The organism is Tsukamurella conjunctivitidis (assembly GCF_007858475.1).
GTDB lineage: Bacteria > Actinomycetota > Actinomycetes > Mycobacteriales > Mycobacteriaceae > Tsukamurella > Tsukamurella conjunctivitidis.
This window is the reverse complement of sequence record NZ_VIGX01000068.1, coordinates 1-815: the sequence shown is the minus strand read 5'-3', so window position 1 is coordinate 815 and position 815 is coordinate 1. Positions and strand designations below refer to the sequence as shown.

Genomic DNA, 815 nt, shown 5'->3' with positions numbered 1-815 from the left:
CACGGCGACGACCACCAGCAGCCCCAGCAGAATCCAGGCATCCACCTGATCGCCGTCGACGGTCAGGGCGATCCCCTCCATGAGGAACCCCAGGGAGGTCATGGCCGCCAGCGTCACAGCACCGAGCAGGTAGACACCGGTGCGGACCTTGCGGGGATCCAGGGCCGCGGAGGCCGCGAACACCAGGAACAGGACGAGGGCGGGCAGGAAGGCATCCATCCGAGCATCCTACGTGCGCTGACCACCAGGTCAGCGATGCGCGTCACATCGACCGACGCACGGACCTCCCACGTCCCCGTCACACCGCCCCGGCCGCTGCCGGACGGAGTCCGATCGGGACTTTCGACCCACGTCTCCTGTGACCCACTTACCATCGGAGAGGCATTGAGACACAGGCCATAGGTCCGCCCTCGTCAGAACCTGGCCGGATCCGCAGCGGCGACGGACAATGGATGACAGATGCCCACCCGGCACCGACGAGGAGGCCACCGGGCCCCCTCAACCGGAACCCCGATCGGAGTTCCGGAGCAACTGAGAAGAGGGATCATGACCACCCAGATGACCGCTCCGGCAGAGGCGACGGCGGATCCGTGGCGCGGATTCACCACCGGCCCCTGGACTGAAGGCATCGACGTCCGTGACTTCATCCAGCGCAACTACACCCCCTACCAGGGTGATGCGTCGTTCCTCTCCGGCCCCACGGAGAAGACCCTGCAGGTGTTCGACTACCTGGAGAAGCACTACCTCTCCGAGGAGCGCAAGCGCCGCGTCTACGACGTGGACACCAAAACCCCTGCCGATGTCGATGCTTTCGG

General features: G+C 65.9%; 1 protein-coding gene and 1 pseudogene. One reads left to right on the top strand and one right to left on the bottom strand.

Features of this window, described 5'->3' with window-relative positions; translation table 11 throughout:
* Positions 1-219, bottom strand: a 219-nt coding sequence (locus FK530_RS24395; RefSeq protein ID WP_146489428.1) for a hypothetical protein, incomplete at its 3' end; no start/stop codon positions are given.
* 327 nt (positions 220-546) lie between these two features.
* On the opposite strand from FK530_RS24395, the pseudogene FK530_RS24390 reads away from it, so the two are divergent.
* Positions 547-815 (top strand): annotated as a pseudogene (locus FK530_RS24390) (formate acetyltransferase); the annotation flags it as partial.